This is a genomic window from Phytohabitans sp. LZ39 (assembly GCF_059359075.1).
On sequence record NZ_JCADBM010000005.1, the window covers coordinates 55,138 to 80,556 of the forward strand.

Below are 25,419 nucleotides of genomic sequence, written 5' to 3' on the forward strand. Positions count from 1 at the left end.
GGCCGTGGAGGGACCCTCCTCGGCCGCCCGCCCCGTGTCTGTTCAGCGCAGCCCGTAGGCCCGGATGATGGTTTGCGTCACGGACGTCCCGCGGTCGTCAGCCGCGGTGGCCCGCAGTGACACGAACGCCTTTCCGGCCGGGTGGTACACGGTGACTTTCCGGTCCAGGCCCGTGCCGCTGACCGGCGCCGCCTTCCAGGTCACACCGTCGTCGTAGGACACCTCGACGGTGAGCGTCGTGAGGTTGCCGTACGTGGCACCGGCACCCTGCTGGACGAAAACGGGATACGTCGACCGCTTGCCCGCCTTCGCCGCGTTGTGGTCGTCCAGGTGCGGCGCGAACCGCACCACCATTACCGGCAGCGTCGTGTTGACCGCCCTGGCCGACGTGAACGTCCACGCCGCCGCGAGCCTGGTCGTGTACGTGGAGTTGCTCCGCGTCGCGGTGGCCTCGAGCCGGTACGTTCCCGGGTCGTCCGGCACGGTGAAGATGTCCGCGTCGCGCGCGGACTCGCCGACCGGTTCGCCGTCCTTCGACAGGGCGAGCCGCATGGTGTCGGTCGTGCTGAAGCCGATGTGGTCGGCGGACCGATCGCCGTAGAGCGGAATCCCGGCGTAGATGACGCTCCGGTCCCGGACCAGATATGGCGAGTACGTCGGATGGGCGGCCAGGGCCGGCCCGAACACCCCGTAGTTCCACTGTTTCCGCGCGACCTGGCCACGCTGGTAGGTCGACGGCAGCGAGTAGTACACAGTGTGCGGGTCGGCGTCGCCCTCGCGGAACAGGCCGACTCCGTTCGAGATCTCCAGGCCGGGCGAGACGAACTGGGTGATCCGGACCGACCTCGCGAGTGGACCAACTGGCCCGAGCCAGGTCTGCTGGTCCGGCCCGCTCTCCCCGAACGTGTGCTCGATCCGGGCGAAGTCGCGGTTTCGCAGACGCGGACTCAGGTCGGCGGGCACGTTCCGGTCGTGCTTCCACTCGATGACGTACCCGTATGGCGAACCGCTGAACCCGCCGTTGCCGTCCGCCTTGCCTGCCGCCGCGACGACCCGGTAGGTGAACTGCCCGGGCGGCGCCGACGTCCGCGACGGAATGACCGCGTATTTGCTCGGCGGGCCGATCGTCTCGTCGCTGTCGGTATTTCCGGCGACGGTCCGGAAGAAGCCGATGTTCACACTTCCGGCGAGCGCGGCGTCCGGCCGGTCGAGCTCGAACCCGATCGGCTTGGCCCGGCGCGCGTCGATGGTGAGCGTCTTCGGACCATCCACCGTGTACGCCGGCTCCGCACCGAGCACATAGGAGTAGTCCTCGGGCCCGGTTGGCACGGCGATCGATTCCAGCACGAAGTAGGTGCCCTTCGGCAGCCGGACGGTCGTGCCGTCCGTCGACGCGTCGAACCTCGTATCCACGTTGGCGAAGCTCGCCCAGTGCTCGGTGGCCGGGGCGCCGTCGGGCCCGATCGCCCGCACGCCCACGTCGTAGCTCTCCACCTCCCGCGTGAGGCCGACCGGTGTGCGAACCACCATGCCACCACCGCTCGCCACGACGAACCCCTCGTACCGCCCGTCCGGCGCGTCGATCCGGGTGTCGGCGACGAGGTGGGCGGTCGCCGTGCCGTGGGCCGGTACCGTGAGGTGGGCCGGCGAGAGGGTGAACATGCCGGCCGGTGGAGCGTCGCCGGACGGGTTCTTCATCAGGACCTCCAGATGCAGCGTCAGGGCCGCGTCCCCGTCGTTGTGGTAGGTGAGCGCCTTGTCGACCGGCTTGTCGTCATGGTGCGGCCACCTCGCCGTCCCAGCGTCCACACTGGACGGGGTGGCGAAAACCGGGTGCTTCGCGGCGGCGGCCACGTCGATGCGGCCCGCGCCCTGGGCGTAGAGGCTGACCCCGTCGCGTGGGACCGCCGTGCCCATCAGCGCGGCTTTCAACTCGGTCGCCTTCCAGCCTGGGTGCTCGCCGGCCAGCAGCGCCGCCGCACCGGCCGCGTGCGGCGTCGCCATCGAGGTGCCGGAGAGCGCGACGTAGTGATCGTCCACCACCGGTTCGGAATTGGCGATCCTCGAACCCGGGGCGAGCGCGGACACGATGCCGACGCCCGGCGCGGTCACGTCGGGCTTGAGCCCCCCGTCGCGCTCGCGCGGGCCACGACCGGAGAAGTCGGCGAGCGAGTCGGTGTGGTCCACCGCGCCGACGGTGAGCGCGCGGTCGGCGGTACCCGGGGTGCTGATGGATCCCGGGTACGGCCCGGAGTTTCCCGCGGCCGTCACGAACAGCGTGCCGGACTGGTCGGAGAGCCGGTCGAGGGCCTCGGCCATCGGGTCCTCGCCGTTGACGACCAGCCCGCCGAGGCTCATGTTCACCACCTGGGCTCCCCGCTGGACCGCCCACTCCATGCCGGCGATGGTCCACGACTCCATACCGAAGCCGTTGTCGTCGAGCACCTTGCCGTTCAGCAGCGTCGCATCGGGCGCCACGCCGACGTACTTGCGGCCGTTACCGGTGATGATGCCCGCGACGTGCGTGCCGTGGCCGACCTTGTCCACTGCGCCATACGGGCTGCCGCTGAAGTCTCGCGCCTCCACGACAGCTCCGGTCAGATCCGGGTGCCCGGCGTCGATGCCGCTGTCCAGCACCGCCACCGTGACACCCTTGCCGGTGTGGCCGGCCTTCCACACCTCCGGGGCGCCGATCCGCGGCACGCTCTTGTCGAGTGCGGCCCGCACCTTGCCGTCCAGCCAGATCCGGCTCGTGGCGGCAGTCAGGCGCTTCGCCCGGTCGGCCGTGACGGACCGCCAGAAGCCGGCCGCGTCGGCCTTCTTCAGCTCGGTCGCCCCGCCGCTGACGCTCGCGAGCGCCTTCGCGATCGGTACGCCGGCCGCGGCCTGTCCACTGAGGACGAGCGGCAGCGTGGTCCGGCTCCGGTCGTCGTACCCGGACCGCACCAACAGCGAGACGTCGAACAGCCGCCGGTCGACCCGGTTCGTCTTGATCAGGGCCGCCGCGTCGGCGGGCACCACGTACTCGTCGCCGTGTTCGCTCCGGTGCCGGAACGACATACCCGAGCGCCCCTTGCCCGGCTCGACCGTCACCAACCGGACAGCGTCGCCGTTCACCCGCACGAGCGCCCGGTCGCCGGTGACGAGCGTGACCCACCGCTGCTGCCCCGGCGAACCGGTCGTGGCCGCGGCAACGGTGCCCTCCCGTAGCGGCACGACCAGCGCCGTCGCGGCGAGCACCAGGCCCACCGCGTACAGCGAAGATGATCGGCGCATCGCGTCAGCACTCCCCCGGGCCGTACGCGACCGCGGCCGGGGCGTTGGCCGCCGGCGGCTCCTCGTCCGTCCAGCGGGTCGACTCCAGCACCCGGTACCCGATCACCGCGCCCTTCGGCACCCATGCCATCTCGGCGGCCGGTTTCATCGCCCGGATGACCTCCGCGAGCGTCTGTCCACTGTCGGGGTTGAAGACCAGGCTGACCTGGTACGGCCCGCCGGAGTCGGCCATCTGCTCGTCGACCGTGTCGTTGGTGGTGATGGCCACGGCGACACCGTCGCGCCCCTTGGCGTCCTTCACCGCACCGAGCGACGTCACCCCCGCCAATCCGGCCAGCACCTGGTACGCGGCCGAGCGCACCTGCGGCGTGATCGGGTTCTGGAAGAGCAGGTTCATCACCCCGTTGAAGATGGCTTCGCCGAGCTCGACGTCGGTACGGTGCGGCAGGTCCTGCTTCTTGATGACGCCGATCAGCCAGGCCTTCAGCGCGGCCGGGTCGGACGGCAGGGCACGGACCTGGTCGACCGTCAGGTCTTCGCCGAGGACCCAGAACTTGGGCACGTACGGTCTCGTGCTTGGGTACCGGTACTGGATCTGCGGGCCCTTCCCCGTGTCTTTCGTGACGGTGCTGGCCGTGGCCGGTGCGGCGGTGTACGCGTTCTTCGGATCCACCGGGCAGCCCGCCCGCGGCTCCTTCGGCCAGCTGCTCGGCGAGCCGGCCTTCTTCCAGGCCGCCTTGTCAGCGTCGGAGGCCGGCTCGCCGCCGGCCCACCGGCGGTCCAGCACCCGGTACGGGTCGACGACCGGGATCCACCATGTCTCGGTGTACGCACCCATGATGGCGTACCGGTTGCCGGGTCGGCCGACCCGGATGAGCGACCCGTGTTCGATCGTGGATGTCCAGAACTTGCCGGAGCCGGGGTCCGGCTCGTTCAGCGTCTGTTCGGCGGCGGTCAGCAGCAACTCCCGCGCCGACCGGTTGTCCGCCTCGATCGGCCCGGCGTCCGTAACGCCCGGGCCGTCCGTCGCGCCGCGCGAGGGCGGCGGCGCCGAGCCCAGCACGTGTGCTCCGACCACGATGCCGGTGGACACCGCGAGGACACCGGCGGCGACCGGCACGAGGATGCGAGTCCTCCAGCGCGACGCGCGCTTGGCGTAGATCTGCCGCGTCAGGCGACGCCGGGCCTCGTCGACCGTTCGCGTCGACGGCGGGTCTACCGGCCGGGCGCCGGCAAGCAGGTCAAGTTCGTCCACGGTAGCGTCACCTTTCCATCGGGTTGTCGTCGTCGAGTGCGGCGCGCAGCCGCTTGCGGGCCCGGTGCAGCCGGGACCCGACGGTGCCCGCCGGGATGCCGAGCGCACTTGCCACTTCGTCGTGCGCCAGCTGGCCCCAGACCACCAGCAGAAGGACGTCCCGGTCGCCCGCCGACAGGTCGGCCAGCGCGGCGACGAGCCGGTCGCGGGCGGCCTCCGCGGTCACGCGGGAGTCGGCGCCGTCGAGGTCCACGTTGTACGCCGGCTCGGCGGCCGCCCGAGCATGGGCGCGGTAGCCGCGCTCCTCCGCGCGCCGATGCTCGCGGATCAGGTTCGTCGCGATCCCGTACAGCCAGGCGCGGACCGTCCCCCGCCGGGGGTCGAACTTGTCCCGCTGCCGGAACGCGACGAGGAACGTCTCGGCCGCCACGTCATCGCCTCCCGGGCCACCGAGCCGTCGCGCGGCGTATCCGTGCAACGCCGCGAAGTAACGGTCGAACAGCTCGGCGAAGCACTCCGGGTCGGCGCGTGAGCGCGCCAGCAACTCGGCTTCGTCCACCTGGACCGCCACATGCGCACCCATCCGGCTCCCTTCGTCGCTCACGTCCTTACGACTGATTGGCCGCACCGCCAGTTGATCTTCACGCGGTGCGTGATTCCCGGCGACCCGGCGGCACGTTGAGTACCATCGCGGTGTGGCCCGTGATCATCTTCAACCGGCCGTGGACCAGCTCACCGACTACATAGACGCTTGGCGACGCCACGACGTAGCCGGCATATTGGAGACGCTGGCCGACGAGTGCGTGATCATCGAGTGTTACGGACCGGTCTACCGAGGCAAGCGGCGCGTCGAACAATGGATGCGTGCCTGGTTCGACGCGGGCGGTGTGGTGCGCGATTGGCAGATCACCACCCAAGCGGCCGCCGGTGACGTCCTGATCGCCGAGTGGATATTCTCCTGCACCTGGCAAGGTGAGGCCACGACCATCGAGGGAGCCTCGATCGCCAGGCTCGCTGGTGCGCGGATCGCTTATCTCCGCGAGTATGCGACCACCGCACCGCTCTACGACTGGACCGGCACCTGGCGAAAGTAACAACGCAGGACACCTCATACTGAGATCGCGCTACTCCCAGCGCGTCCGCTGGCAGCGCCCGCCTTCAGTCGTCAAGTCGACCGTCACTGTCCGCCGATCTTTTTCGGCCGCTACGCTGGCCGGTACTTCGATCCATTTGTCCGTCGCGAGGTCCGCATGCCTGAGGCACCGACGTCTCGGTTCGTGTTGCGTCTTTCCGCCGCGGAGGACGCGCCGGACGCCACGGAAGTCATCGAGGCGATCGCCCTGGATCTGCGGACCGAGTTGGCCGACGCCGGCGCGCTGCGGCTGGAGCAGGTGCCGTTGGGTGGGGCGCCGGAGGGCACCCGTGGGCTAGCGGAGATCGTCGCGGTCTGCTCGTTCGTCATCACCGCGGTGCAGGCCGGCGAGTCTATGGGCCGGGTGGTCGCGGCGGTCCGGCGAGTCGTGGACCGGTACACCCGCCGCAGGCAACGGGTGCGGGTCACGATCGCCGGTGTCGACATCGACCTGGCCACCGCTGACGACGAGGCCACCGCACGGCTCGTCCGGGCGCTGCTCGCGTTGCCGGCCCAACCGCCCGTGGGAGTACGCGAAGCGCTCGTCATCGCCAACGCCCACTACGACGATCCCGGTCTGGCCCAGCTGCGGTCACCCAGCCACGACGCCGACGCGCTCGCCCGCGTCCTGGGCGATCCCACCATCGGTGGGTTCAACGTGGAGCTGATGACGGACGCGGACGAGCGCAGTATCCGGCGGCGCATCGCCGCGTTCTTCGCCAACCGCGACCGCGACGACCTGTTGCTGCTGCACTTCTCCTGTCACGGCGTCAAGGACACCCGTGGGCGGCTGCACCTGGCGGCCCGAGATACCGACCTGTCCGTGCTCGGCGCCACCAGCGTGCCGGCCAGCTTCGTGCACGAGGCCTTGGACGAGACCCAGTCCCGGCGCGTGGTGCTGATCCTGGACTGCTGCTACAGCGGCGCGTTCACCCGCGGTGCCACGGTGCGCTCCGGCAACGACGTCCATATCGCCGACGAGTTCGGCGCCGGCAGCGGTCGCGTCGTGCTCACCGCGTCCAGCGCCACCGAGTACGCGTTCGAGGGCGGGGATCTGACCCAGGCGCAGGCCCAACCGTCCGTGTTCACCGCCGCGCTGGTCGACGGCCTGCAAAGCGGTGCGGCCGATTTGGACGCCGACGGTGAGATCAGCATCGACGAGCTGTACGACTACACGTACCGTACGGTCCGCGACCGCACGCCCGGCCAGGCGCCGATGAAGTGGAGCTTCGGTGTGGAGGGCAGCCTGGTCGTGGCGCGCAGCGTCCGCGCGCCCGCGTTGCCACAGTCCATCGTGGACGATCTGGCCAGCGAGCGGGTGGTCCTGCGGCTCGAGGCGGTCCGCGCGCTGGCGCAGCTGTCGACTTCCGACAAGCCTGCGCTAGCCGACCTGGCGACAGTCACGCTGGCTCGCCTGAGCGACACCGATGACAGCGCCCAGGTACGCCGCGCCGCCAGCACCGCCCTCGCCGGCGACACCAAGACGCCGGCGGCCGACGACGAGCCTGGCACTGACAGCGTGCGGCGCCAGCCCACGGCGCCGGAAGCTGACCAGGCTCCGCCGCGGCCCGCCCCAGCCCCAGCTTCTGCTCCGCCGCCCGCCGCCGTCGGCGAACCAGACGGCGGGACAGCGCCGGCCGCGACGGCAGCCACGGCACGGTCGGCCTCCGGTCACCCGGCAGTGCGGGAGGCGGGCGGCCTCCTTTTGGCCGCCAGCCTGCTCGTCACGATCAGCGTCCTGCTGTACGCGATCGCCGTCTACGGGATCGCCGAGGTGCCCCTCAGCGATGACTGGTACCACAACCTGGTCTGGGTCGTTCAGGTCGCCGGAGCCGGCCTGTTACTCGCGACTCGACAGTCCCGCTGGGCCTGGTTTCTGCTCGGGGTGCTGGCCTGGGCGTGGGTCGACCTGGCACCGACCCTGCACAGCAGCGTCCAGAGCCATTTCCAGGACGCCTGGGGATTCATGGTCACGGCCGACCTCGTCGCCATCGCCGCGCAGGCATGCCTGGTCGTCGCGATAACCCGCGACCGCACAAACCGGTTTCGCCCCGACGCGATCAGGGCGGCTACCGCGGTGCTGCTGGCCGCACTCGCGCTCACCACAACCCTGCTGCTCGTTCCATTGCTCTACGAGTCATGGCACCTGAACACCGGCGAAGGGACCACGCTACGTGCCTTCGCCGGCATCGCCTGCGCCGTCGTGATTCCGGCCGTCGTGATCGCCGGGCGCGGCGCGGTCTTCCTGCCGCTCGGATGGCTTCTGGGCGGCGCTGAGCTCACCCTCACCGGATCGGTCAACCTCTTCCGGGACGGCACCTCCGACCGCAACTACACGATCCTCACCGTGGTGTGGATCCTGCTGGTCCTCACCACCGCCGCAGCCATCGCGGCCAGCTCCTTGCTTCGGTCGCGGCCGACGAACCAACCCGCCGAACGAACCGTCAACCCCCGCCGCTAGCCGGTGCCGGCCGAGAGTGACTTGATGGCGAGACGCTCGTGTGCGGTGCTCGCCATCGGTTGTTTCACCTCGACCATGATGTCGTACTCGCCGATCATCGACAGTGTGGTGACGGCTTGGTAGGTGCCTTTGCGGTTGCCCAGTTCGGCCATCACGATGGGCCCTTTTCGATGGGACATCGGCATCTCCACCATGTCGGTGTAGGCGACGACCTGTCCCATGCTGATGGGGTCGTAGGAAACCGGTGCGGTGACCTGCGCGTCGATCTGTACTCGCAGGTTGCCGAGGTGGCGAGCGGTGATGGCGATCGCGGCCTTGGCCTGCTGTTGATGCCCGGCGTCGCTGTTGGCGGTGGTCGCCGCCGCGGTCGTCGACGCCGGTGGGGACGTCTGGGGGCGGGTGAGTACGAAGGCGACGACGGCCAGGACCAGCGCCAGGCTCATGCCGACGCTCAGGCCCAGGACGAAGCCTTGCCGGTATCGGCTGTCGTGCGGGTGGGGCCGGCCGCGCCGGGTGGCGCGGCCGGATCCGGTTGTGCGGCCGGTGGTGCCGCGCATCTCGTCCGGCAGGGTCAGCCTGCCGCGTCGGCTCACCACCGCCTCCTTCGCCCCTGCCGCCACCATGCCGCCGGTGCCGCGACCCAGGCGAGGGCGGGACGGTGGTCCTGGGTGGTGGCGGCTCCGGTCGCCGTGTTCGGTGGGTGATCGGGCAGGGCTGCCAGGCCGGGCCGTGCGCTGGCGTGGACCCGGAAGATGCCCCACTGCCCACCGGTGAGGTGCCGGGCGAGGGTGTTGGAGCGGTAGAGGTAGTCGCCGGCGACGCCGCGGCGGCCGCCCGCACCGCCGGTGACGGCCGGGTCGAGGACGATGTTGTAGGAGACGCCGGGGTTGAACTGGCCTTGCGACGCGGCGATCTGTGACTGAGGGTCGTTGGGTGACCGGCGCCAGGTGTGTCCGTTCAGCCCGAAGCTTGTGGACCTGGCGTCACCGACCGCCTGCCCCACCCGGAAGACGGTGCGGTCTCCGGCGTACGCCTCGAACAGCGGCGTGGCCGGATCACCGTGTACGGCGGAGCTGAAGATGTTGGTGATGTTCTGGTCCGCGGCGTACCGGTGCGACCATGGCTCGTTGCGGTAGTTGATCGAAAACTCGCCCTGGTCCTCGGGGTCGTCGGCCTCTCGGCTCGGGGTGAGCTTCAGGTCGAAGTTGTCCGGGACCGGCTGGTCGTCGGCGGGGTTGCCGTTGGTGTCCTTGCGGAACAGCGACAGGTCGCTGTTCATGAGCACTATGTTTTCCCGGAAGTCGGGGCCGTTCGGGTCCACGATGATGGCCTGGGTGGTGCTGGTGCGGGTCTGCCCGGTGGCCGGGTCCACCAAGGGCTGGCCGGTCTTCGGGTCGAGATAGGTCGAGCCGGCGGGTTCGATGACGAGCGCACCGTACAGGCCGTGATGCTGATGGTTGGGTACGTCGCCGAAGTCGGTCAGCATCGCCAGGCCGGGTGCGGTGGGTCGGGCGTACCAGCGGTAGGTGATCTGCTCGCCCGGACCCACGGTGGAGTCGAAGTTGGTGCCGATCGAGCTGCCCGCGGATGGGCTGTGGTAGTCGACCAGCTGTGGTCGCAGGGAGACTCGCGCGCCTACCTCCAGCGGCTTGAACCCGGGCACGTTGACCTCGTTGCGTGGAGGCTGGTCCAGGCACGCCGGATAGGTCAGCACGCCGGCCTTGTAGCCCAGTTGGCCCGGCTCGATGGCTTCGAAGCAGTGTGGTTTGAGCTTGGCCGGGTCGAGCCGGTTGGTGAGCGTCACCTCGATGCAGTCGCCGGCGTTGACCCGCATCGTGAGCGGCTCGGGCTGTTTCGTGCCGGCCTCGACGGCGGCTCGTTCGTTGTCGAGGACGAACATCCGCCCGTTCGGGTCGTGGTCGCCCGCGGCGTTGTACACGATGTCTTTGTGGATGGCCGAGACGGCGAACCGGCGGACCGGGACGGTTATCGTGCCGCCGCTGTTGACCGGGCAGGGCTGGCCGGGATCGAGTGCCGCGGCGGCGCGGTCGCTCCGCTTCTTGACGCCCGGGGCGGCCGGTGCGCTGCCGCATTCAGGGGGATAGTTGTCCGGCAGCCACGGCAGGTATCCCGGATAGTTCAGGCGTTCCCAGCACGACTCCACCTGGAACACACCCCACGCGCCGAGGAAGAGGTCGTCGCTGGCACCGTAGGACCACAGGTACTGGAAGCCGCTCTCGATGCCGGGGATATCGGCGCGGACTTCGAAGTACTCCAGCATGCCGATGTGTTGGGCTTGCACGATATTCGACTCGGGGTCGCGGGGCTCGGACTTCCATGGGAAGCGGTCGAGGTTGAACCCGTGCGACTCTTCCTGCGACAGCTGGAATAGTCGGAACTTCGTCTTGTCGCCGTCGTAGGCGCGTAGTTTGGGTGTGCCGGCGCCGTTGAGTTTCCAGTGGTCGAACAGGTTGGACGGGTCGTCCTGGGCGGTCGACGCGTACTTGGTCCGGGTTGCCTCGAACGGTTGCAGGCCGTAGTTCACCCCCATGACGCCTTGGTCGTCGGTGCTGGACGGAAACTTGGCCGGGAAGATCGGCACGCCGAATGGGGTGACCAGGGCGTCGTCGTTCGGATCGTTCGGGTCGGCCGGGCGGAACATCGGCACGTGGTCCTCGATGAACAGCCCATAGCTCTGGTAGTCCTCGCCGTTGGTCTGCCGGCCCAGATAGTCGGTGGTCGGCTGGCACTTGACGGCCGCCAACGCGCCGACCGAAGCATGGCCCCTGCTGTGGTCTTCGAACGTGCAGCCGGCCGGGTGGATGGTCGAACCCCCGAAGAGCCCGTTGTCCTGGTGCACGTTGGGGAAGAAGTGGTCGTGGAAGGAGTTGGTGGACGTGTCGTCGTGTACGAAGTTGCGGTAGGTGAATGTCTGGCCGAAGTCGGCGCCCTGGTCGTAGTTCCAGCCGTTGGCCGCGCCGTCGCTGGACAGCACATCGAACTGCACCATGTGCTGGTGGATACCGACCTCGTTGGTGATTTGCGCGCGGTCGAAGACGGTGCCGCCGAACTGTTCCGGTAGCTTGTTCGTCAGTTTGTACACCACACAGTCGCCCACGTTCAGCAACGGCGAGAACGGTTCGGGGCGCATCACCCCGTTGCGCAAGAAGGACTCGTCCGCGGCGAGCGCGTAGACGCGCGCGTGCGGGTTCTTCCAGTTGAGGTGCGGGCTGTACGTCGAACTGATCTCGATCGCCACGACGTCGAACGTCTTCACCGGCCGCCCCGCGGGACACGGATCCTGGAAGAACCCGCCGGCGACCTGGGCCCGCGGGTCGGCCGCTGCCTTCTCGAGCGCGGTCGGCGGAAACACACCGGTCGGCGAACGGTCGGACACCGACAGCGGCGGTTTCGGCGCCTTGAACCCGAACTTGCCCGGCACGAACAGCGGGAACCCGGGCGCGGCCGCGGTGGGTTCCGGCGGGTCCTGCCGGCCCGTGACCGTCGGGTCGTAGTCGAAGTCCTCCAGCGGCACCAGCGCCGGCACCGGGGTGCCGTCCGGATTTGTCCGGGTGCCCCGCTCGCGCTTGTCCAGCGTCCGGTTCAGGCCCCACATGCCGGTCGCGAAATGCGGGTACAGGTGGCAGTGGAAGATGATGTCGCCGAACGTCGCGCGCTTGTCCAGATGTGCGGAGCCGGCGCCGCCTTCGGCCATCAGCGCGTAGTGCGAGCTGGGCGAGACGGCCTGCACGTCCAGAACGTTGGTCGTGCTCGTGTGATGGTCGGGCCGCGAGACGGCGGCGAGGCCACCCTCGTCCTTGGGGTCGAACGGCCACCGGTTGACGTGCCAGTGGAAGGTGTGGGTCTCGAACTCGGCGGGATGCAGCAACCGGATCTGCATCGGCTCGCCCCGGTAGTTGGCGAACACGAGGTCGCCGCCGCCCGGGTCGCCGTACGCCCACGATGACAGGCTGGTCTCCTCACCGACGCACCGGTTCGCCTTGAAGCCCTGCGCCGCCTGGGTCGCCGCCGGGCAACCGACCTCCTCCCGGTTGAACCCGGGCTCGGACCGGTAGTTGAACGCGAACCATTCCAACTTCACCGGGACCTCGCCCTGCACGAGCGCGTCCGCGTCACCGCCACCGAGCGCGGGCAGGGTGCCAGCGGTGAGCTTGGCCAACTGGGCGGCTGTCGGGGTGACGCATTCGTTTCCGCCGGCGTCGTCGCCCGACCGGCAGAACCGCGTGAGGATTCCCGGCTCGGCCTCCACCTCGTCATGCATGAACAGCACGTGCTCGCGAAAGTCCGGGGCGTTCGGCTGCTTGACGACCGCCCGGGTGCCGGATGGCAGTGCTCCGCCGGTGCGCGGATCGACCCAGGTCGCGCCGGCCGGCTCCACGACAATCGCGCCGAACGCGCCGAACGAGTGCGAGCCGATGAACCGCACCTTGCCGTTGGCGTCCACCGGGCGCGTCTGCTGCGACGAGAAGTCCGCACCGTCCTTGAACTGGAACTCGCCTTCCACCCCCGCGTACAGCCGGTACGTGATCGTCTGGCCGGGCCTCGCGGTCGAATCCGGGTTGTTGCCCACCACCATGCCGTCCGAGCCGGTGACGTCGTAGTCGAGCCCGTCGAAATGCATCGACGCGTTCGGCGCGGTGGCCGGATCGAAGTCGTTGTCCGGCTGCGTCGCCGCGGGCGCGAACTCCCGCGGGTTGGGCGTCGCCGTGCCGCGGGCGCGCAATGTCTCGCCCGGCAGGGTGAAGATCGACGCGTCGCGGTTGAACGAAGGCGCCGGCTCGTTGAGCCGGTTGGTAAACCGCACCTCGACGCAGTCACCCAAATTGGCTCGTACCGTCAACGGCTCGATCAGATCTTTCTCGGCCGCCTTCGCCGGGTTGGCCGCGCCCGCGAAGCCCGCCCGGACCGCAGCGATGTTTTCGTCCAGCACGTACATCCGACCCTCCGGCACCACGTCGCCGAAACGGTTCAGGAAGATCGGTATGTTGATCAGTGACACGTTGAAAACTCGCGGCGTCTGCCCCTGTGCGCACGGATTACCGGGCGAGGTCGCCACCGGCGGCACCGCCAGCTGCGCGGCGGTGGCCTGACCCACCATCCACAACGCGCCTCCGACCAGGGCCAACCACAACCCAGCACCCACACCGAGTGCGATCCTGGTCAAGGACGACCTGTGCCGGCCGGCCTTGAACAGCAAAACCGAAAAGATGGCCAGAACGATCAACAACGGCGTGAGATCCACCAAATGCGCGGCCACGCGGTCCTCCCCCATGAGGTGTCAGGGGACCGCGGCACGAAGCCACGCACAAACTCCCGTCGTACTCGCGCGCAGTAGTCCCCCGTTGGCGCACAGTATCGATGGAGCGAATGCTGTCACTGCGCCATCGATGCTGTCAACAGATCGGCTTCGATGCTTCGCTAATCCGCAACCGCCTACACCAAGGCGAGCCGTGAACCGTTCGGCCGCTTCGACGCGATGAGAGGGTGTGAGGGATACGGCTGGCACGCCGAGCGACGTCGAGTTGCTCGCCGCCATCGCTCGTGGCGACCGGGACGCCTTCGAGGCGCTCTACCGGCGCTATGCGGCGTGGCTGGTGATCCGCCTGCGGTATCGCTGTGCCGACCACAGCCTCGTCGACGACGTGGTGCAGGAGGCGTTCCTGGCGGTGTGGCGAGGCACCGCGCGGTTCCGCGGCGAGCCGGGTGCTGACGTCGCAGGCTGGCTGTGGCGGATCGGTTCGCGCCGCCTGATCGACGCGCTGCGCGGCCATGGCGCCCGCGACCGGCTGCTGGGGATGTTGGCCCGGCGGCGGCCGGTCGAGGAGCCATCGGCGGAGGAGCGTGTGCTGCTCGGCGTCGAGCACGGCGACCTGGCCGGCGCGCTCGCCCGCCTGTCACCGGAGCTGCGCGCGGTGATGCAGGCGACCGTCATCGACGGCCTCACGACCGCCGAGGCCGCGGTGCTGCTTGGCATACCGGCCGGCACGGTCAAAACCAGGGCGATGCGCGCCCGCCGCCAGCTGCGCGAGGAGCTGGCGTGAGCGAGCGGGAAGGAGGGGGCGTGGACACCGAGTGGCACCTGCCCGACGACGACATCCGCCGATACGTGGCGCAGGCGCTCGCACCGCCGGCGCTGTGGTCGGCCGACGCACACCTGGCCGCCTGCGCGCGGTGCCGCGCGCGGCTCTCGGGCGCGGTCGAGCCAGAGCTGGTGGGGGCGGGCTGGCGGCGGCTGGAGGTCGAGCTCGACGCGCCGCGCCCCGGACCGATCGAGCGCCTGTTGGTCAGGGCCGGGGTGCCCGACCACACCGCCCGCCTCCTGGCCGCGACCCCCTCGCTGCGGCTGTCCTGGCTGGCGGCGGTCACCTCGACCCTGGTGCTGTCCGCGCTGATGGGCAGCCTTGCCGACCCGATCGCCTTCCTGACCATGGCGCCGCTGCTGCCGGTGGCCGGTGTGGCGCTCTCGTTCGGGCCGCGGGTCGACCCGACATACGAGGTCGCGTTGGTGGCACCGATGCACACGTTCCGGCTGCTGTTGCTGCGGTGTGCGGCGGTGCTGTCGGTGACGACGGCGCTCAGCCTGGCGGTGACGCTGGCCGTGCCCGATCTGGGGCTGGTGGCGATCGGCTGGTTCCTGCCGTCGCTGGCCCTGACCGTGACCTGCCTGGCGCTGACGCCGCGGTTCGGCCCGGTGACCGCCGCGGTCGCGGTCGGCCTGGGCTGGCTGGCGCTGGTCGGCGCCACAGCCGCGGCGGGCTCGGGCGGATCGCCGGTGTTCGTTCCCGCCGGCCAGGTCGTCCTGGCGTTGGCCACCGTCATGGTGGCCGCGTTCCTCGCCCGGCACCGCCGGGCGTTCGAGACATCAAGGAGGTTCAGGTGACCGTCACGGCGACCGCTCCGGCCGTCCGGGCGTCCGACCTGTCCATGCGATACGGGCGGACCGTCGCCCTCGCCGGTGTGACGTTTTCGCTCACCGACGGGGTGACCGCACTGCTCGGGCCCAACGGCGCGGGCAAGACGACGCTGCTGCGGATCGTGGCCACGGCGCTGATCCCGGACAGCGGCGAGCTGACCGTGCTCGGCGCCGACCCGCGCACCGGCGCCGGCCGGCTGTCGGTCCGCCGCCGGATGGGCTACCTGCCGCAGGATCCGGGCTTCCATCCGGGGTTCACCGCGTTCGAGTTCGTCGACTACGTGGCGATCCTCAAGGAGCTGACCGACCGGCGGGGCCGGCACGAGGAGGTGAGCCGCGTGCTGGCGGCGGTCGGCTTGCAGGGCCAGCGGGGCAAGCGGATCCGGGCGCTGTCCGGTGGCATGCGCCAACGGGTGGCGCTGGCCGCCGCGCTGGTCGGCGACCCGGAGCTGCTGATCCTCGACGAGCCGACCGTGGGCCTCGACCCGGAGCAGCGGCTGCGCTTCCGCGAGATGATCGCCGAGCTGGGCGAGGGCCGCACGGTGCTGCTCTCCACCCACCAGACCGAAGAGGCGATGGCACTGTGCCAGCGCGTGATCGTCCTCGACCACGGCGAGGTGCGGTTCGCCGGTCCACCGGCCGACCTCGCCGCGCTGGCCGCCGGCCGGGTCTGGACCGGCGGCACCCGCGAGCCGCGCGCGCTGGCCTCGTGGCGCACCGGCAGCGGGCTATACCGGCACGTCGGCGACCCGCCGCCCGGCGCCGACCTGGTCGACCCCACGGTCGAAGACGGCTACCTGATGCTCGTCGACGTCGCGTCCGGCAAGGAGGCGGCGTGAGCACGGCGGCGCAGGCGCCACCGCGCGTGGCGGACATCGCGGTCGTGCCGGGCGAACAGCGGCGGGCGATGCTCGCCCTGGCCCGGGTCGAGGCGGTGCGGCTGCTCCGCCACCCGGCGGTGATCTTGGGCGTGTTGCTCTTCATGGTCCCCTGGGCGGTCGGCAAGCTGATAGGCGGCGACCGCTACCCGATCCTCCAGGACGCCGACTCCGCACCGCAGTTCGTCGCGATGCTGCTGCTCGGCGGCGGCGCGCTGGTCGGCGCCAGCTTCGCGGCGCTGCGGGCCCAGCGGCACCACACGGCACCGCTGTACGAGGTGCTCGTCCTGCCCGACCCGTGGCGCACCGGCGCGTTCCTGCTCTCCGTGGTGCCACTGGCGGTGGTCGCCGCGGCGCTAGCTGGCGTGCGCATCGGCTTTCTCGCCGCGCTGCCCGGCGCCGCCGGCCGCCCCAATCCGTGGGAGCTCGCCCTCTACCCGGCGCTCGTGCTGCTGCTCGGCGCCGCCGGTGTGCTGCTGGCACGCACCATCCGGTCGCACATCCTGCCGGTCCTGATGCTGCCCGCGCTGGCCGTGGCGAGCTTCGCATCGATCCTGCCTTCCGTCCCGGGCGCGCGCCACGTGCGGTGGCTGCTGCCCGTGGCCATGGAGCCGGAGCCGCCGCGCCTGCCAGTCGACCTGCTGACCCGCCCCGCCGGCCGCCACCTGGCATACGTGGTGGGCCTGATCGTCCTGGCCGCCGCGGCCGCGCTGCTGGTCAGCGGGGCGCGCGGCCGCCGCCTCACCGCGGTCGCCGTGGCCGGCCTGTCGGTCGCCGCGTTGGCCGGGACGGCACAGCTGATCCCACCCGACAAGGCGGCGCGGGCGGCCTTCACCGCCGCCGTCGAGCGCCCCGCGGAGCGCCAGGTGTGCCGGCGGGTCGACCAGATCACATACTGCGCGTTCGCCGACTTCACCCCGTGGATCGACGCGTGGGACGAAGTAGTCCGCGGCGTCCTGAGGTGGGTGCCGGAAGACGTCGCCCGGGAGCCGTTCACGGTGCGCCAGCGGGTCGTGGAGCGGGACTCGTTCGCCAGCTCGTCAGTGGGAAACCCCTCCGCGCAGGCGGATGTCTGGCGCCGGGGCGACGCCGCGGCCGGCACTCCGCGCACCGTCGCGGTCGGCACCGCCTGGGGCGACGGCCGGTCCGAGATCGCGTTCGCCGGCATGGTGGCCTATGAGATGGTCACCCATGCGGGCACCGGTGCGGCGGGCGTCCTCTGTGGAGCGCGCGCGGTGGTGATGGCCTGGCTCGCCGCGCAGTCCATGCCCGGCGCGGTCGACGACCTCCGCGCGATAGACCAAAGCAGCGGGGGAGCCGTAGGCTTCGACGACCCGGTGAGCGGCTTGCTCGGGGCCAGCGTGCCCGACCGTGAGATGGCGGTGGCCTGGGCCCTGCTGCGCCGCCCGGCCGAGCAGGTTGCCCCACTGATCGTGTCGTCGTGGGCCCGCCTGACCGCCACAGACGCTCCGACCGAGCGGGTAGGCGAGCTCTTCGGCGTGCCGGTGCCCGCCGAGCTGCCGGAAGGCGAGCGGATGGTGTGCTCGGCATGAAGGCTCGCACGGTGCCCGCGCTGCTTGTGCCGACCGCGCGGGCGATGCCGTGGGCGCTGTTCCTCGCCGCGGCGGGGCTGGGCCTGGTGATCGTCGCCGGGCCCGCCGTGTCCACCGTTTCGCTGCGCGACGAGGACCTGCTCGGGCTGCTGCGCGTGGCGGCCGCCTGCGGCGCGGTGGGCATCGCGTTCCTGCTCGACGACCCGGCGGCGCGCAGCATCGCGACCGTGCCGACCCCACGCCTGCTGCGCCACCTGCTCCGCGCCGCCCTGGCCGCCGCCGTGGCCGGGGCCTGGTGGGCCGCCCTTCTCGGCGCCACCGTCGCGGGCGCCGAAGACGGCGCCGCGGCCACGCTGCGACTGGGCGGCGTCACCATCGAGGCGGCGGCCCTCGCCGCGACGGCACTGGCCCTGGCCGCCGCGCGGCTCCGTATGGGCGATGGCGCCGCGGGCCTGCTGGCCGGCCCCGGGGTGCTGGTGCTGGCCACCGCCGCGGTCCTGCTCCCGGCCCGCTGGGCGTTGTACGTGCCGCCCGGCGACGACCGCTGGGCCGCCGCCCACGGCCGCTGGGCATTACTGCTGGCCGCGGCGCTGATCGCGCTGCTGTGGGCGGGCCGCGATCCAGTCCACCGCCGCGGGCATTAGACGACGCTCCGCCTGTGTGGTCCGTACCGGCGCTAGCTTGCGACGTATGGCGGCGCCGTGCTGCGGCGGCGTATCAGGGTGGGAACGATCTTGGCGGGGATCTGGCCCGTGCCGGTGCGGTGATCGAGGAGGTGGAGTAGCGCGGTGACGCTTTGCCGGCCGACGTGGTCGTGGTCGGGGCGGATGGTGGTCAGTGGCGGGATGAGGTAGCCGGCTTCGGGGATGTCGTCGAAGCCGACGACGCTGATGTCGTCGGGGACGCGCACGCCGCTTTCGTGTAGTCCTCGGAGGAGTCCGAGGGCCATCTGGTCGTTGGCGGCGAAGATCGCGGTGACGTCGTCGCGGCGGGCGAGCTGGAGCCCGGCCTGAAATCCCGCTTCCGCGCTCCAGTCGCCGACGATCACGGGTGGCACGGTGCGCCCGGCGGCTTCGAGGGTGGCGCGCCAGCCCTCGACGCGATCCTGGGCGTCGAGCCGGTCACGCGGGCCGGCCACGTGCCAGACGGTCTGGTGGCCGAGCTCGAGCAGGTGCTCGACGGCGAGCCGGGCGCCGGTGCTCTGGTCGATCCGGACGGTCGGTATCTCGTCGTTGACGCCGACCTCGATCGCGACAACGGGCAGGTTGGACGGCAGGTTGTAGAGCGCGGTCGCCGCGGCGGCCTGCGGAGCGAAGACGATGATGACGCCCGCGACGGCTTGGCTTGCGAGCGTCTCGACGGCCTCGATGACACCGGCCCGATCGGCGGTTTCCGGAGTGATGATGTTGACGCCGTAGCCGGCGGCGCGGGCGGCGCGGCCGATGCCGAGGAGCGTGGCAGCCGGGCCGAACAGCACGGTGTCGAAGCTGACCACGCCGATCATGTGGGACCGGCGCCGGACCAGGCCGCGGGCCATCGCGTTGGGGCGGTAGTTGAGCTGGCGGACGGCTTCGAGGACGCGGTCGCGGGTCTCCGGGTGCACCCGGGGGTGGTCGTTGAGCACGCGCGAGACGGTCTGGTTGGAGACGCCGGCAAGCCGGGCGACATCGCCGATCACCGCCGTACGGGTGGTCCGTGCTGGAACCGTCACCTGAGTCCTCTCCCGCGCGAGTCGAGCCGTCTCCGAAGCATGTTAACGCTGCCATGCCCAGCTGTGCTGGCCCTACGCATTGATTTTTACCGACGGGTGTCGCTCTTGACAGCGCCGCGTGAGAACGATAACACTCGTCTAGGCAACCAACCTGAAACCTCGGCGTCACCACCGCGACGCGAGCGTCGGCCCACCACCTGGCGGGTCTGGCTAGCACCCATGTCTTCAAAGCACTGACCAACCAACCCACGCGCTCGAGCGGTCATGTTAACGCTCACACAGTGCGAAGGGCTTCGATAGAAGGGACGATCATGCGTCGACGACCGATGGCGAGGTGGGTGGCGCTCGCACTCGCGCTGGCGTTGCCACTAGGTGCCGCGTCCGCTTGCGGCGACGGCGAGCAGGAGCAGGCCGGCGGGCCGGTAACCGTGACGTTCTGGCACGGGTTCACCGCCGAGGACGGCAAGGTGCTCACCAAGCTGATCGACCGGTTCAACAGCTCGCAGTCCGGCGTGGTGGTCAAGCAGGAGGTGAATCCCTGGGACGTGATCGAGGACAAGCTGCTGCCGGCGCTCTCGGCCGGCAACGGACCCACGATCATCGCCCAGCCCAACGAACGCCTCGCCGGGCGGGTGAAGAAGGGCGCCTACGCCGACCTGAGCGACTACTACGCCGCGCCGGCCAACGAGACCGACAAGCTGCTCGCCCCGGCGGTCGACGGCGTGACCCTCGACGGCAAGAAGTACGGCGTGCCGATGGTCTTCGGGCCGATCTCCCTCTACTACAACAAGGCGCTCTTCGCGAAGGCCGGCATCACCGCACCGCCGGCGACCTGGGACGAGTGGGTCACGGCGGCGCAGAAGCTGACCGTCGACGCCAACAAGGACGGCACCCCGGAGCAGTACGGCATCGCGCTGCCGGACCACAGCAACCCGGGCATCTGGCCGTCGCTGTTCTGGGGCAACGGCGGTGACGTGGTCAAGGACGGCAAGGCGGTGCTGGACAGCCCGGAGAACGCGGAGACGCTCCGGTTCTGGGTCGACGCGATCCGCACCAAGAAGCTCTCCCCCGCCGGCTTGGACGGCATCAACGGCGACAAGCTCTTCCTCGGCGGCAAGGCGGCCATGTACATCGGCGGCGTGTGGATGGGTGGCCTGTCCAAGGCTTCGAAGATCGACTACGGCGTGGCGATGTTTCCCGCCGGCCCCAAGGAGCAGGTGACCGCCGCGGTCTCGCTGTCCATGTCGATCAGCGCAAAGGCCGGCGACCGCCAGGCCGAGGCGGCGCAGAAGTTCTTCACCTGGTTCAACGCGGCACAGCAGCAGACCGAGTGGTCGATCGGCTCCGGGTGGCCGCCGGACCGCACCGACGTGCCGGCCGCCAGCCTTGCCGCCAACCCCGACGTGACCGCGTTCTCCTCGTTCACCCCAAAGGCGCGGATCTACCTGCCGGGCGTCGTCAACTACGACAAGATCAGCACTGACGTGGTCGACGAGCTGACCCAGAAGGCGGTAGCCGGCCAGGGCACACCCGAGGCGCTGCTGGCCGAGTACCAGGACAAGCTCGTCGAACAGCTCGGCTAGGCGCGATGCCGGTGCCCGCGGACCGCGCGCCGCGGGCACCCGCACCCACGGGTGAGGGAGTCCCATGAGTACGTCCTCCGCGATCGCACCACCGCGGAAACACCGCAAGCCGTACCGCGCGCCGGCGCCCCTGGGAGGCCGGCGCCGCCCGCCAGGCGCCCGGCGAGGACGGGTGGCCGCCGCGTTCCTGCTGCCGGCGGTGACGATCCTCGTCGTATTCGTCGGCTGGCCGATCGTCTCGGTCGTGTGGCTGTCGTTCACCGACGCGTCCGGGCTGGGCCAGTCCTCCTGGGTCGGGCTGGACAACTACCGCGAGATCTTCGGCGACGACGACATCCGCACCGCGGTGGTGAACACCGTGGCGTACACGGTGATGTTCACCCCCGTCGTCGTGGGCCTGGCGCTGGGACTGGCGCTGCTGATGAACAGCCCCCGGCTGCCGTTGCGCTCCGCGCTGCGCACGGCGCTGTTCCTGCCGGTGGTCGTCTCGCTCGGCGTGGTCGCGATCGCCTGGTCGTACCTGCTGGACCCGAACATCGGACTGCTCGACCACTGGCTCGGCAAGGTGGGGCTGGATCTGGGCAACGTGCTGGAGGACCCGACGTGGGCGATGCCCGCCGTGGTGGCGGTGGCCGTCTGGAAGAACGTCGGCTTCTACATGGTGATCTTCCTGGCCGGCCTTCAGGGCATCCCGCGGCCGCTGTACGAGGCGGCCCGGGTCGACGGCGCCAACCGCTGGCAGAGCTTCCGGCGGGTGACCCTGCCACTGCTCTCCAACACCACCGCGTTCGTGCTGATCATCGCGGTCATCGCGGCGTTGCAGGCGTTCGACCAGATCTACGTGATGACGGCCGGCGGGCCCTACCGCAAGACCACGACGATCGTCATGCAGATCTACGAGAGCGGCTTCACCGACCTGCGGCTCGGCTTCGCGTCGGCGCTGTCGCTGCTGCTGCTCGTGGCCACGCTGGTCCTCAGTGGACTCCAGCTGCTCTTCTTCCGCCGTGGTGAAAAGGACCTCGCATCGTGACCGCCGTCCGCCGGGTGGCCACACTGGGCGCGCTGCTCGTCTGCGCCGCCGCCGTCCTGCTGCCGCTGATCTGGATCCTGACCACCTCGTTCAAGACGACCGCCGACATCAACGCGTATCCGCCGGCCCTGCTGCCGCGCGACTTCACCACCGGCAACTACTCCGGTATCGCCGACCAGCTCGCGTTCGGGCGGCTGCTGCTCAACACCGTCATCTTCGCCGGCGGGGTCACCGTGCTCGCGCTGGCCTTCGACTCGATGGCCGCGTACGCGCTGGCCCGCATCGACTTCCGCGGCCGGGAAGTGGTACTCGTCGCGATCCTGGCGACGCTGATGGTGCCGTTCCAGGCCACCCTCGTGCCGGTGTACCGGCTGGTCAACGAGCTCGGTCTGGTCAACACCTACCCCGGGATGATCCTGCCCCGCGCGGCCGACGCGTTCGGCATCTTCCTGCTGCGGCAGTTCTTCCTGTCCATCCCGCGCGACCTGGACAGCGCGGCGCGCGTCGACGGCGCGGGCGAGTTCCGGATCTTCCGGACCATCATCCTGCCCAACGCCAAGCCCGCCCTGCTGACCCTGGCGCTGTTCGTATTCATGAACAACTGGAACGACCTGCTCTGGCCGCTCGTCTTCACCACCGACCAGGACATGCGCACGCTGACCGCCGGCCTGGCGCTGCTGACCGGAAAGTTCGGCGTCGTCGACCACGGCCTGGTGATGGCCGGCTCGGTCATCTCGATGGCGCCGCTGATCGTCCTGTTCCTGCTGATCCAACGCCGGTTTATCGAGGGCATAGCCACCACCGGCATCAAGTGAAAGTCCGTTCGGGAAAGCATGAAGAGTAAGGAGCACCATGCCGGAAACCACCATCACCGAGACGACGATCTTCAGCGCGCCGGCCGGTGAGCGGGAGCCGAACTATCCGCGGCTGCTGCACACCGACCCGGACGGGCCGCACGCCGGAGCCCTGCTGCTGATCTTCGACTACGGGCTACCCGACCCGGCCGGGCTCCTGGCTTTCCCGGTGTACCGCAGCGACGACGGTGGAGTGACCTGGGCGCAGATTTCCCAGATCCGGGACACCGCGCTGGGTGTCGGGCACCGGTTCCAGCCCACCCTGTACGAGCTGCCCGCGGCGGTCGGCGGGTTCGCCGCCGGCACGATCCTCGCTGCCGGCAACGCCATCCCGGACGACATGTCCCGCACGCACCTTGTGCTGTACGCGAGCACCGACGGCGCCCGCACCTGGCAGTTCCTGTCGGTGATCGACTCGGGCGGGCCGGCCGTCTACGACCCGGGACCGGAGTCCACCACCAGCGCCGTGTGGGAGCCGGAGCTGGAGCTGATCGGCGGGCAACTGGTCTGCCTCTACTCCGACGAGCGGTACAAGGACCGCGGGATGCTCCAGGTCCTCGTCCACCGCACCTCCACCGACCTGCGCACCTGGAGCGAGCCGGTCCTCGACTTCGGCGTCCCGGACCGGCTTACCCGGCCCGGCATGCTGGTCACCACTCCGGCCCTGCCGGACGGCCGCGTCCTGGGCGTGCTCGAGCTGGTCGGCCCGCCCGGCGTGCCGGTCCACCTCGTGTCCTCACCGGACGGTCTGCGGTGGACCCCGGCTGACAACCTCGGGACCCTGCTGGAGTCCGTCGAAGGCACCCGCCTGTCCGGCACGCCGAACATCAGCTGGACCCGCCCGCCCGGCGCGGACCACGCCACCGTCCTGGTCACCGGCCGGATCGCCGTGGCCGCCGACGGCGCCATCCGGAACGTGGCACTGGTCAACCGCGCCAGCGGTCACGGTGACTGGCACGAGGTGCCCCTGCCGGTCGCCGCCACCGTCGCCCCGGACGACCCGAACGCCGGGTACAGCCAGACCCTGCTGCTGTCACCCGACGGCCGCACCCTCGTCCAGTCGACGAGCCGCCGCAACGCGGCCGGAAACCTCGACATCGTCGTCGGCACCGCGCCGGCGCCGGCGGCCTGAGGGTGGGGCCACGATGACGGTGAAGATCCTGATCGACTCCGAGCACCACCGCGGCGAGGTCGACCCGCGCCTGTTCGGGTCCTTTGTGGAGCACATGGGCCGGTGTGTCTACACCGGAATCTACGAACCCGACCACCCCAGCGCCGACCCGCACGGCTTCCGCGGCGACGTCGGCGCCCTGGTCCGCGAGCTCGGCACCACCCTGGTCCGCTACCCGGGCGGCAACTTCGTCTCCGGGTACCGGTGGGAGGACGGCATCGGGCCGCGCGCCGACCGGCCCCGCCGCCTGGACCTTGCCTGGCGCGGCATCGAGACCAACCAGGTCGGCACCGACGAGTTCCTCGGCTGGGCCGAACGCGCCGCGGTCACCCCGATGATGGCGGTCAACCTCGGCACCCGCGGCATCCAGGCGGCCGCCGACCTGGTCGAGTACTGCAACCTGCCGGGCGGCACGCACTGGTCGGACCTGCGCCACCGGCACGGCCGCGAAGAGCCGTACGGGGTGCCGCTGTGGTGCCTCGGCAACGAGATGGACGGGCCCTGGCAGACCGGGCACCTGACCGCCGAACGGTACGGCGAGCTCGCCGCACAGGCCGGCCGGGCCATGAAGCTCGTGGACCCGTCGATCGAGCTCGTCGCGTGCGGCAGCTCCAGCCACACCATGCCGACCTTCGGCTACTGGGAAACGGAGGTGCTCGAACGCGCCTGGGACGTCGTCGACCACATCTCCATGCACGCCTACTACGAGGAGCACGACGGCGACCGGCGCAGCTTCCTGGCCTCCGGCGTGGACATGGACCAGTTCATCCGCGGCGTTGCCGCCACTGTCGACGCGGTCGCCGCCCGCAAGCACAGCGGCAAGCGGATCGGCATCTCGTTCGACGAGTGGAACGTGTGGTACCAGAGCCGGTTCGAGGCCGCCGGCCTGCCCGACATCGACGTGGCCGGCCCGAGGATCGAAGACACCTACAGCGCCTTGGACGCCGTCGTCGTCGGCGACCTGCTGATCAGCCTGCTCAACCACGCCGACCGGGTCCGGATCGCCTGCCTGGCCCAGCTCGTGAACGTAATCGCTCCAATCAGGACAGACCCGGGTGGCGCCGCGTGGCGGCAGACCACCTTCCACCCCGTCGCCGCCGTCGCCGCCACCGCACGCGGCCACAGCCTGGTCACCCGGGTCACCGCGCCGGAGCTGTACACCCGCCGGTACGGCGACGTCCCGGCGGTCGCGGCCGCGGCCGTGGCGGACCCGGCGACCGGGCGGGTGACCGCCTACCTGACCAACCGCGGCGACGAGCCGGCCACTGTGGAGGTCCGGTACCGCGGGCCGGGAACGCTGAGCGCCGAGTCAGGCCGGGTGCTCGTCGCCGACCAGAAAGGTCCCCGCGACCGGGAGGCGGCCGCGGGATTCGGCTTCACCACGCTGCCGGTCAGCGCCGGCACCGATCCGCACACCGTGACCACGACCCTTCCCCCCGAGTCCTGGACGGTCCTGGCCGCCCGCTGAGGCTCTCGCACACGCAGCGGCTACGCCCATGCCTTGGCAAGAGCGGCCAGGTCGAGACCGCCGCCGCTGGCCGCGACCTCGTCCAGGCAGTCGGCCTCCCCACGGCCGGGCCT

18 protein-coding genes are annotated in these 25,419 nt (G+C 70.6%); 12 read left to right on the plus strand and 6 right to left on the minus strand.

Translation table 11 applies throughout. The features are described 5' to 3' along the window. Positions 1–42: 42 nt before the first annotated feature. The 3 genes from AC5L36_RS11660 to AC5L36_RS11670 are packed head-to-tail and all read right to left on the minus strand — an operon-like array spanning position 43 to position 5,114. Entirely contained in the window at positions 43–3,276 is a 3,234-nt protein-coding gene (locus AC5L36_RS11660; RefSeq protein WP_441215470.1) for a S8 family serine peptidase, read from the minus strand. A 4-nt stretch (positions 3,277–3,280) separates the two neighbouring features. Next, on the minus strand, positions 3,281–4,531 hold the full coding sequence (locus AC5L36_RS11665) for a CU044_5270 family protein (protein WP_441215471.1): 1,251 nt from the start codon (positions 4,529–4,531) through the stop codon (positions 3,281–3,283). A 7-nt stretch (positions 4,532–4,538) separates the two neighbouring features. Beyond that, positions 4,539–5,114, minus strand: coding sequence for an RNA polymerase sigma factor (locus tag AC5L36_RS11670; RefSeq protein ID WP_441215472.1), 576 nt, complete (start codon positions 5,112–5,114; stop codon positions 4,539–4,541). Positions 5,115–5,226: 112 nt separating this feature from the next. Here AC5L36_RS11670 and AC5L36_RS11675 point away from each other — a divergent pair, with 112 nt between their 5' ends. Both AC5L36_RS11675 and AC5L36_RS11680 read left to right on the plus strand, forming a co-directional pair. After that, the gene (locus AC5L36_RS11675; RefSeq protein WP_441215473.1) at positions 5,227–5,625 is read left to right on the plus strand and encodes a nuclear transport factor 2 family protein; all 399 of its coding nucleotides are present in this window, start codon (positions 5,227–5,229) and stop codon (positions 5,623–5,625) included. Positions 5,626–5,808: 183 nt separating this feature from the next. Continuing rightward, a complete protein-coding gene (locus tag AC5L36_RS11680) occupies positions 5,809–8,124 on the plus strand; it encodes a caspase, EACC1-associated type (protein WP_441215474.1) in 2,316 nt (771 codons plus the stop codon). On the opposite strand, the gene AC5L36_RS11685 is transcribed toward AC5L36_RS11680, so the two are convergent. Next, positions 8,121–8,681 carry a hypothetical protein gene (locus AC5L36_RS11685; RefSeq protein WP_441215475.1) on the minus strand — a complete coding sequence of 187 codons (561 nt, stop codon included), beginning with the start codon at positions 8,679–8,681 and terminating at the stop codon, positions 8,121–8,123. The genes AC5L36_RS11680 and AC5L36_RS11685 overlap by 4 nt on opposite strands. Before the next feature lie 32 nt (positions 8,682–8,713). Continuing rightward, on the minus strand, positions 8,714–13,144 hold the full coding sequence (locus tag AC5L36_RS11690; protein ID WP_441215476.1) for a hypothetical protein: 4,431 nt from the start codon (positions 13,142–13,144) through the stop codon (positions 8,714–8,716). Positions 13,145–13,631: 487 nt separating this feature from the next. Between AC5L36_RS11690 and AC5L36_RS11695 the strand changes: the two genes are divergently transcribed. Genes AC5L36_RS11695 through AC5L36_RS11715 form a run of 5 tightly spaced genes read left to right on the plus strand, consistent with a single transcriptional unit; the run spans position 13,632 to position 18,133 of the window. Beyond that, positions 13,632–14,186: an RNA polymerase sigma factor gene (locus AC5L36_RS11695; protein ID WP_441215477.1), complete on the plus strand. Its 555-nt coding sequence runs from the start codon at positions 13,632–13,634 to the stop codon at positions 14,184–14,186. A 20-nt stretch (positions 14,187–14,206) separates the two neighbouring features. Next, positions 14,207–15,025, plus strand: a complete 819-nt coding sequence (locus tag AC5L36_RS11700) for a cupin domain-containing protein (protein WP_441215478.1) — start codon at positions 14,207–14,209, stop codon at positions 15,023–15,025. After that, positions 15,022–15,897 carry an ABC transporter ATP-binding protein gene (locus AC5L36_RS11705; protein WP_441215479.1) on the plus strand — a complete coding sequence of 292 codons (876 nt, stop codon included), beginning with the start codon at positions 15,022–15,024 and terminating at the stop codon, positions 15,895–15,897. Before AC5L36_RS11700 ends, AC5L36_RS11705 begins: the two co-directional genes overlap by 4 nt. Beyond that, complete coding sequence (locus AC5L36_RS11710) at positions 15,894–17,489, plus strand: hypothetical protein (protein WP_441215480.1); 1,596 nt, start codon at positions 15,894–15,896, stop codon at positions 17,487–17,489. Before AC5L36_RS11705 ends, AC5L36_RS11710 begins: the two co-directional genes overlap by 4 nt. Next, positions 17,486–18,133: a hypothetical protein gene (locus AC5L36_RS11715; protein ID WP_441215481.1), complete on the plus strand. Its 648-nt coding sequence runs from the start codon at positions 17,486–17,488 to the stop codon at positions 18,131–18,133. Before AC5L36_RS11710 ends, AC5L36_RS11715 begins: the two co-directional genes overlap by 4 nt. A gap of 32 nt (positions 18,134–18,165) precedes the next feature. Here AC5L36_RS11715 and AC5L36_RS11720 read toward each other — a convergent pair whose 3' ends face one another. Then, the gene (locus AC5L36_RS11720; RefSeq protein ID WP_441215482.1) at positions 18,166–19,200 is read right to left on the minus strand and encodes a LacI family DNA-binding transcriptional regulator; all 1,035 of its coding nucleotides are present in this window, start codon (positions 19,198–19,200) and stop codon (positions 18,166–18,168) included. A 311-nt stretch (positions 19,201–19,511) separates the two neighbouring features. On the opposite strand from AC5L36_RS11720, the gene AC5L36_RS11725 reads away from it, so the two are divergent. From AC5L36_RS11725 to arfA, 5 genes are all read left to right on the plus strand, one after another. Continuing rightward, entirely contained in the window at positions 19,512–20,783 is a 1,272-nt protein-coding gene (locus AC5L36_RS11725; RefSeq protein WP_441215483.1) for an ABC transporter substrate-binding protein, read from the plus strand. 64 nt (positions 20,784–20,847) lie between these two features. Then, complete coding sequence (locus AC5L36_RS11730) at positions 20,848–21,813, plus strand: carbohydrate ABC transporter permease (RefSeq protein ID WP_441215484.1); 966 nt, start codon at positions 20,848–20,850, stop codon at positions 21,811–21,813. Beyond that, on the plus strand, positions 21,810–22,628 hold the full coding sequence (locus AC5L36_RS11735; protein ID WP_441215485.1) for a carbohydrate ABC transporter permease: 819 nt from the start codon (positions 21,810–21,812) through the stop codon (positions 22,626–22,628). Before AC5L36_RS11730 ends, AC5L36_RS11735 begins: the two co-directional genes overlap by 4 nt. 37 nt (positions 22,629–22,665) lie before the next feature. After that, positions 22,666–23,799 (plus strand): sialidase family protein, encoded by a 1,134-nt coding sequence (locus AC5L36_RS11740; protein ID WP_441215486.1) that lies wholly within the window; start codon positions 22,666–22,668, stop codon positions 23,797–23,799. A 13-nt stretch (positions 23,800–23,812) separates the two neighbouring features. Beyond that, positions 23,813–25,306: an arabinosylfuranosidase ArfA gene (arfA, locus tag AC5L36_RS11745; RefSeq protein WP_441215487.1), complete on the plus strand. Its 1,494-nt coding sequence runs from the start codon at positions 23,813–23,815 to the stop codon at positions 25,304–25,306. Positions 25,307–25,419 lie beyond the last annotated feature (113 nt).